The 9,086-nt window shown below is 37.2% G+C and carries 2 protein-coding genes; both read left to right on the top strand.

All coding sequences use genetic code 11. From position 1 onward, the window contains the following. Positions 1 to 366 precede the first annotated feature (366 nt). Positions 367 to 7,311, top strand: coding sequence for an Ig-like domain-containing protein (locus CXF89_RS12705; protein WP_121954810.1), 6,945 nt, complete (start codon positions 367 to 369; stop codon positions 7,309 to 7,311). A gap of 170 nt (positions 7,312 to 7,481) precedes the next feature. Further along, positions 7,482 to 9,086: LA2681 family HEPN domain-containing protein (locus tag CXF89_RS21295; RefSeq protein ID WP_219621665.1), on the top strand; the 1,605-nt coding region annotated here is incomplete at its 3' end.

The following is a 9,086-nucleotide window of genomic DNA, read 5'->3' on the forward strand; positions in this document are numbered from 1 at the left end:
CTATATGCACTAGGAGACTTAATTTGGCTCGTAAATGAAAAGTATGGAAGCATCATATTTTTTATCTTGGTTATCTATATCTACATTGGTGTAGCTCAAAACAAGGTTGAGAAGTCAGAGTTTCAAAATAATTCTTTCAATATAAATTTGATGTTGAATTTATGGAAGAATATAGCTATATGGCCAATTAAAAAGGTTTGTGGGTAATTATGATGTAAATCAAATGCATACAGTTTAATTTACAAACTAACAGTCCCGTATCATAAAAAACGCATAAGCTAGAGTGTACTAATTTATGCGTCCTATTTTTTAACATTTCCCTTTCAATGCTTAAGAATACCTACATTATCCATAATAGGTATTGTCATGAACAAATTCACTAAGGCAACTTTATTGCTAACGGCTGGTGGTTTAATCCCCACCGCATCAGCTGAGTTACTTGAAATAAACTACACTGATTCAAACCAAGTTATAAAAACTCAAAAGCCAACAGAAGCGTATATCGGCACAAATAACGATATTCAATTTTCTCTAAGCGCCGGTGTAGAACGCTTAGTTCAGCTAACAATCACAAATTCAAGCAATGAAATTGTGAATACATTAACTAGTGAAAAGTTAGGCCCAGCAGATCGTATTACGGTTAATGGGAAAGAATATTACGGCTCACTTTTAAAACTAGACTCTATTGCAGACGGTAAATATCAAGCAACAGCGAGTATTTTAAGTGCAAGTAGCAATTTAATTTCTTCTGAAACATATGATTTAATTGTTGACACTACGGCCCCAACAATGGGGGCGTTTACATGGTCATTTCCCTATGGCAGTGGTAATGCTCCAGATGGACTACCGAAGTTTAGTCATACGAGTGACCGCCACTTTACTCTTGGTAATATTACCGATGACCTTTCTGGTATTGATAAAATAATTTATAAAACATATTGGGAATCAGATGGCAAGGAAGGTCAGTTATATAAAACAGGCGATGTACCATATTATCCAATCTTGAATAAAGCTATGTTAGGAACAGGGGGGGATAATTCTAATGCAGCTGTATTTTTTCCTTCAGGAACACAAAGTAAGCACAAAGTAATTTTTGAAGTATTCGATTTGGCAGGTAACAGTGCTGAAAAAGAGATGTACTTTTATAATAATTCTAAATGTGGACCAAGCCCCAAAATCGTTGCAATTGAAGACCCAACGTACACAGGTGATTACTTGGGGCAAGCCGGATTTAGGCCTGTTACCGATAAAACTCCAATCAACAAAAACCCACTTGAAGCTATATACCGTATCTCGAAAGAGGCCTATAAAGCAGCTCCGGGAGCATCTGTATTCGCAGGGTCAACAACAGGTATAACGAATCGCGGTTTAATTTCAGTTGATGATGAATACGCTTATTTTAAAATTTATGGTCCAGCAAATACCTCTAATAACTTCAACTATCCAAATGCTGGGTGGACAAACAACAGTACGTGGCGTTGTAACTCTCTTTCCTTTCCAAACCCTGAATTTACAGACAAAACATTACCACCAAAAGGCACTAATATAGAAGCGTTTGTTGATGGGGTTGGCTGGGTACCTAAAACCTATAGGGCTTCGGGTGAAAATGGGCGCGATACAATAATATCAAAGATACGAATTACAGGAAGTGTTAGAGGTTACGAACAATACGCAAGTATGTATGGAAGTTCATGTAAAATTCCACCTGGGGATAGTTCCTGTGAACTAGATACAAACTTAGCGTTTAATAAAACAGGTACTGTTGGCTATTACCATTCAAGGCCTCTTTTACGAAGCTCTGACAACACTAGCATGTTTGACAGTACCTTAAGCCATGTTTGGGAGTGGGATGCACAAGACCCAATAATTAATGAAATAATTGAGCATGATGAAGCAGAAAAGAAAATCAGTTTTAGTATTACTGAGTTAAAGTCGGGCAGTACGTGGGATAGAGTGAAGCTCGGTAGTGCTGGAATTATTATAAAAAAGGACGGCAATGTAATTGAAAATATATCAGCTTCTTCTTTACTTCGTTCCGGTTCAGATTATGTCGCTACAGTTAATTATTCTAATTTAGATCATGGCTCTTTCGAGATGTTTGCTTGGGCTAAAGATAATTATAGTAACTATGTTGAGAAGCTTCTTTTATCGATTGATAACGATATAAAGGCACCTGATTTAGTTTTTTCGATAGAAAGTGGCGCTACAATAAAATCATTGGATGAAATTACGATATCTCTTACCGACGACAATGAATCTAAAATTAAGTCTGTCAATTTAAAAGGTGGCCCAGCTAACGAAAATGTATTCTTAGCCACCAGCGAAACTAGTGAAGGTCTTTATGCATTAGAATACCCAGTGCTATTCCCAGACGAAAACTCAATATACATTTTTACCGTCTTAGCAGAAGACAATGTAGGGAATATAATTGAAAAAGAGTTACGGTTTAATTATGTTGCAGAAAAACTAGGCTTAGAAAGTGGCTTATCAGAAATAACTTTACCTGCAACGGGGGCGGTGTTCAAAGACGTTGACGGTAACCTTCCTCTTTATAGTAAACCTATTAAATTAAGTGATGGCAGTACCATAAGTGGAAAATACCCAGTTTTTGTGACTTTACGTAGTGACAGTGAAGGCAGTGTATTTATTAATAACAAAGAAATATTGCCAGGTACTACAAAAACCGTTGATTACGCTTATGACTTTGCTTTAAGTGGAGGTCGCTACAACTTAGACTTGGTGACCAAGCAAAACACATTTACAAAAGGCAGCTTATTGATCGCTTCATCTGCACCTAATTCACCGGTGCTAATAGCTGATTATAAGTTCAGCGGCTACAAAGGAACAAAGCAGGTTAATACATCGCCTTACGCGATTACAGATAAATTTCAATTAAAGTATAGATTAGGTGATCAGGCATCTAACTACTGTAGCGCCTTCACTTCGTCACTTGAGGAAGTACAAAATTCTGACACATTTAAAGACAGGCTTTGCTACGTACAGATGAATATCAAGGGCGTAAAGCAAAGCTTTGATGTTACTGATACACAAGCTATACTTTCTTCTTATTTAGTATCATTAAATGACCAGTTTGCTGAATTTAAAGTAAGCGTTGTTGGGTATAACAATGAGTTATTCACATTATTTCATGACAAAATTCTAGTAACGCCACGCGATCCAAAAGATAGCTTGGCGACTACGCTAGAGTATACAGACGATTTTATTTATCATGAAATACAAGATATAGACACGTATGTATCGATGGCAAATTATCAAGGCTGCGCGTTAACAACAAGTATCGAGCAAGCTAAAAAACGTGCATTTGATAAAGTTGGGGCTGAAGAAACACCACTTTGTTTGGTTGAATGGACTAATTATCCAAGCGGCTTAACCGAAGATAAATCGACTGGCAAGGTAAATGGCTTTCCGGACAAACTTGGTTCTACAACCTTTGATTGGGAAATTAAGATTTTCTTCAATGAGAATGAATCTATGCCTATTTCAATTGGCTCAAAAGCGGTTGATATTGTCGAGCCTATAGCACCTAAGTTGACGGCCACCACGATTGAGTTTACCAATGGAGTTGTCTCAACAAGTGCAAACCATCTACTGCGTGATAGCACCGCAAGCGTTAAGGGAATTACATTTAGTGTTGAGCCTCGGCTGTATAAACAAATCATTAGCTTTAATGGTGAGAGTTGTACAGTAGAGAGTAACTTTACAAAATGTGCTTTACCTGTCGATATAGCACCGTTAGGGAATAAAGTAGACCAGTTACAGGGTAATACTAGCCTGAAAATCGACATTGATTCTGACCGCCCTTACTTTTTAGACAAGGGCATGGGTACATTTACAAATGGATTGAGCTGGGATTATACAGCGCCTTTATTGCATGAAATTGTTATTAACAACAAAAACGATGGTAGCGTTATTGAAAAGCAATTAGAAGAAGGCAGTGCTAAAGCTAAACAGGATGAAATTCTAGTTATTGTTAAATCGCCATTCACCAACATTAAAAATGATGAAACATGGAAATTAAAAATTTCGGCATTAATAATCGAAGAAATTGAAGACATAAGATTTCAACAATCAGTAAAGATTGATAACAATACATTCTATTTTAGTAGCTCAAAACAAAACTTGAGTGAAGATAATCGACTCCCACCGACCAAAACCGAGCTGGTGGGTGATTACATTGTTTATCACTACGATATGACCCCATTGTCAGATGGTGCTTTTAAGTTCAGTTTGAACCTGCGTGACTATTACGATAACGGTACTGATTATGAAAACCCCATTTTTTACTTGCAGCGCTTTGCCCCTGAAGTTCAATTAACATATTTACGTGACAAATCTCGTAGTACCAATCCATTTTACTTTGCCAGTGACTTTGGCGCTGTAACAAATCCAGGGTGGGATACAAAAAATGAAATAATAGAGGCTACATTTGGTGGTGTACCACTTACTTTAGTGGATGATCCAATTGATGCTAAAAGCTACGTTAAGTTCTTTGATGGAAATTTAGATAACCTAACGCCCGGTGATACCTATGAACTGATTGTAAAAGCGAAAGATTCGTTTGGCAATATAGGTCAAACTGAAGAGAAATATGTGTATGCGCCGTCAAAATTCAGTATTAAATCTAAAGACACTGGCACACATGATCTTTACCAATATATTCAGCGCGGTACGTTATACATCTACCAAAGCCAGTATCTTTGTAACTTTGTGGCATCTAAAGATTTAGCTATTGAAATATCAAGAGATGCTAGAAAAGGCTGTTACGTCAAATTAGACAACCTACCTAAAGGCATGGACGCTCTCTATCAAGGCTGGGCTATGACTGTTACGGGGTCTATACATGATGAACTTGATAATACGGTTAGCTACAGCGCTTATGTTGTTAACCCTGATGGTAATGAAGTAAAAGTAGAAGCTGGCGAGTTTGAATACAATATTAAAACTGCTGAACAAATGGCATTTGATTTAAACCCTATTATTGAACTTAAAGAAGGTGTTTATGGTGTTATCCCAGAAAATCCCGTTTTAGCACGCTATAGGCTTCAACACGTCGCGGGGGAGTTAAACATCAATGTAAGTCGTGGTGAGTATGAATCGTCTGAATACATGGCACAGAGGAGCCACAAGCCGATATATGAGCTACTTGGCATTATTCGTGATGACGATGTTGATAAGCGAAAAGTGTTTGACCGCTATCCGCTGGCAATAAATGCCGCCTACACGCTATCAGATGAACATTTAGCAGGTTCGACAGGCGAAGTTATTGTATTACCATCTCGTAAAGTGGCTATAAATTTAAGCATGGACTCAGAACGCAATGTATTAAGCACAGATGAAGTTCAAGTAACGGCGTTCATGGGAGAATGGAATTGGAAAGAAAAAATAAGTAAATATGATGCAAGCACCATGGGCGAATGGGATATTTATTTAGCGTATAAAAATAACAGAGGTGAAGAACAAGTAATTTCGGATACACAATCGAATAATGAAAATGGACAAGCTCAGTTCACGGTTGCTATTGCTGATATTTTCCGCAAAAGTAATGGTTTCTATGCTGTCGCGTCAGTCAAATCGCCACATAAAGAATATGAAAAGAAAATTATATCGACCCCTATATTCATGAGAATAGTTTTGGGTACTGGAGTAGATGGTGAATTAAGGAGCTCACAAGTAAGCGGAAAAGTGCCGTTTACCACACTAGTTCGTTATGACTATGAAACGATAGAAGATATGGTTGCCGGCAATGATACAAAATGGGAGATTTCAGAGAACCTTGCTGATTGGTCAGTGCTAGAAGAGTACGAAGGGCGTAACGCGATACCTTTCTTAATGCAAGCTGCTGGAGATAAGTACGTTAGAGCAACGGTTACAAACAAAAACACGGGTGAAGCGTCAGTTAGCAGCCCACTTAAAATTAGTGGTTACGACAAAGCAAGCTTAGTGATTAAAGGATCATCTCAAGTATACGAAGGGCAAGAGTTTAAGCTCAATATGCTCGACTACAATACGACCCTTGATACATATGACGGACAAGCTCAATGGTCACATGATGAGGGTAAAACATGGTTTGAAGGTGCGCCTGTACAGTCATTTATAGCTAAAGGCGAACAAGCGCTCATTATGGGTCGATTCAGATTTAGTACAACAACTGAAGCAGCGGGGGAGCAGGCATGGTCCGAAGCTCGTTACTATGCGCGTCCTGTCACTCCAAGGCCAGTGATGGCACAGATACGTGCACCTCATCTCGTTGAAATGGGCACGACAATAGATGTAGAAGGACAGGTGTTAAACTTAAACGGTGGCGTTGATTTACCTGTTAAATATGAATGGGTATTGCCTAATGGCCAATTGAAAAACGATGTGTCGTTTGAGTACACGCCTACTGAAAGTGATCTTGATGACAACAACCGGTTGAAGTTTGTGTTAAAGGCATGGGTGGATGGTTATAAAGAGGCTACTTATCGTGAAACTCAACGTAATTTAGAGAGCTGGGTGTATGAGTTTCCTGAAACGACTATTGATATAAGAAGTAATATCTTAGTAGCGCCAGCAAACATCACAGGCATGATATTGCAAAAACATAAGTTTATGCCAGGAGTTACTTATACCTATGAATGGTTGGAAAGTGACAATATTGAGATAACGAATCCAACCCGCATGTACTCTAATTTACTCGTCAAAACGCCGGGTGTGCATGAAATTAAGGCCAAAGTGACGGATAGTAGAGGCAAAGTAAAAGAGATAAGTAAGTTTATTGACGTACTTGAAGCTGATCCAGTGCAAGGGAGTTTAGTTCACTTTCCATCGAACCGTTATAGTCGTGCACCACTGGGGTTAGTAGCTCACGCCCAAACTAAAGGCGGTCACCCACGAGATTTCATCATTGACTACAAGTGGTTTATAAATGGAGACGAAGTTGAAGTTAAACAGCCAAGAAGCCCAATGAATCGTTTTGAAATTGAGGACGCGGGTATTTATGACATAAAGGTTATTGCCACCAGCATGTATGGCCAAGAAACTGAAATTAATGAACGATACGAAGTGTTTGAAAACAAAAAGCCAACGTGTGAGAGCGTGCAGTTAGTACGTTCGGGTACAATTCGTATTACGGCAACCTGTAAAGACGAAGATGGCTATGTAGTTGGTTATGACTGGTGGTTTAATGGTGAGTATGTCGGGCGTGGTGCTGCTTCAACTCAACTTAGGTTATCACAATACCCAACGATGAACGTGTCCTATGAAGCCGTAGATGATGCGGGTGGCCGCACTAAAGGATCGTTTAATTGGTAAAGCTGTAATGTAAGCTAAAAAGCCCACGTCGTTTCTCAGAGAATGACGTGGGCTTTTTAATATTAAGATTTTAATTTAAAGATAAATGTTTTAAATAGAAAATTGATTTAGAGTGGTCCTATATCTTCCATGACCTAAAATAATAAGTCGTTAAATTAATGGTGTTAGTAATGTCTGAAAATGTATTAAATGCAGAGAAAATTCATGAACTATCGTTAGTTTGTGATGAATTGATTATTGCTCATGACCATGAACGTATTAAAGAGCAGTTCGAATTACTTTCGAATAAGAATTATGAGTTTGATCGGGTCGTTGATGAAGCTGGTTTTTACTACTTATTAGGCAATTGTGCACAGGCACTTTATACATACGATAATCTTGCTTGGTATTCAGATGATTTAACTAAAGCAGTAATATTTTTCAGAAAAGCTTTATATATTTTCAGCAAAATAGAATCACCTACACGTCAAGAATTGGTTTTGAAAAGTTCAATACAGACTAATCTTGGTAACAATTTGAGCTCACAATGCCGTGCTTTTTGTTGTATCCCTTTATGGGATTCAGCATTTGAAAGTACAGAAAACCCAGTAGCTATAATTGCTAAAGCAACAAATGCGATTTTCATAGCTGGTATAGTTTACGACCCTGGTCATAGCGGTTATTACGCACATACTGCCTATAACCTAATACATTTAGGATTAGAGTATTTTGATTACCTTCACCCTGAACAACAAATCGCGTATTCCGAAGGTAGTAACTTTATTAATTTTTCAGATTGGTTCGTTTCGAATCATACATATGAGTCGTTCGAAGATTTTGATCTATATAAAAATGAAGTAGGGACAAAGAAAGAGGGCGACTATTTAAAATGGTGTGGTGAGAACAGATTGTTTTTGAATGAGCTAAATGACATTTCAAAATCTGAAATTGTGTATCAAGATTCCATGGGACTCCCACCATTTTCAACAAAAATAAATCAATGTTTAACTATGCATGAAGGGCTTGTTTATCATGGACACTTTGACGAACTTAAAAATGATTATTGTTATGCGCGTTATTTAACTTTTTCAGCTAGAAATATCCCAAATGACAACAAACACTTTTTTAATAATACTTACCCCCACGTCGATGATATGTCGCATTCTCTTACCAATCTCAAAGCAAGTCATTATAAAAGTGCATTTAGAACCCTTTATTCAATTTTTGATAAAATAGCTTTTTTTATGAATCGTTTTTTTGAACTTAATAAAATTGAAGACGATAGTAGAATTAGTTTTGACTCCATATTTAAAGATTTAAAATCTAACAAAAAGTGGAAGCCTAATGCAAAACTTTTAAATACCCAAAATCGTTTTATACGTGCACTATTCTTCATTTTAAAAGACATACGCGATGTAAAGGATTCGAGCTCAGTTAGCCGTTGGCTAGATCCAGATGCTAAAGCATTTTCTGAAATCAGAAATGCAATTGAACACAGATCACTCAAAATAGTTGATGACTCAATGTATGATTTAACACAAGGTGATGTAAATGTTAGAAAACAATATATAGATGAGTTGAATAGCAAAATTGTGTGTATAGAAGGAGAGCTTGAACAATTATATAGTGATATTGCTATCGCTAAAAAAACAAAAAATAGTCCTTTAAAAACTAAACTAGAAGATAGGAAAGAAATATTACAAGTTGAATTAACGGATGCAATTTCTAAAATAAATGAGAAGAATAAGCTATCAAGCCACAGTGTTTTAATTAAAGAATCTGAGTTTTATTCAAGG

This window comes from Pseudoalteromonas sp. MelDa3 (genome assembly GCF_002863625.1).
Classification (GTDB): domain Bacteria; phylum Pseudomonadota; class Gammaproteobacteria; order Enterobacterales; family Alteromonadaceae; genus Pseudoalteromonas; species Pseudoalteromonas arctica.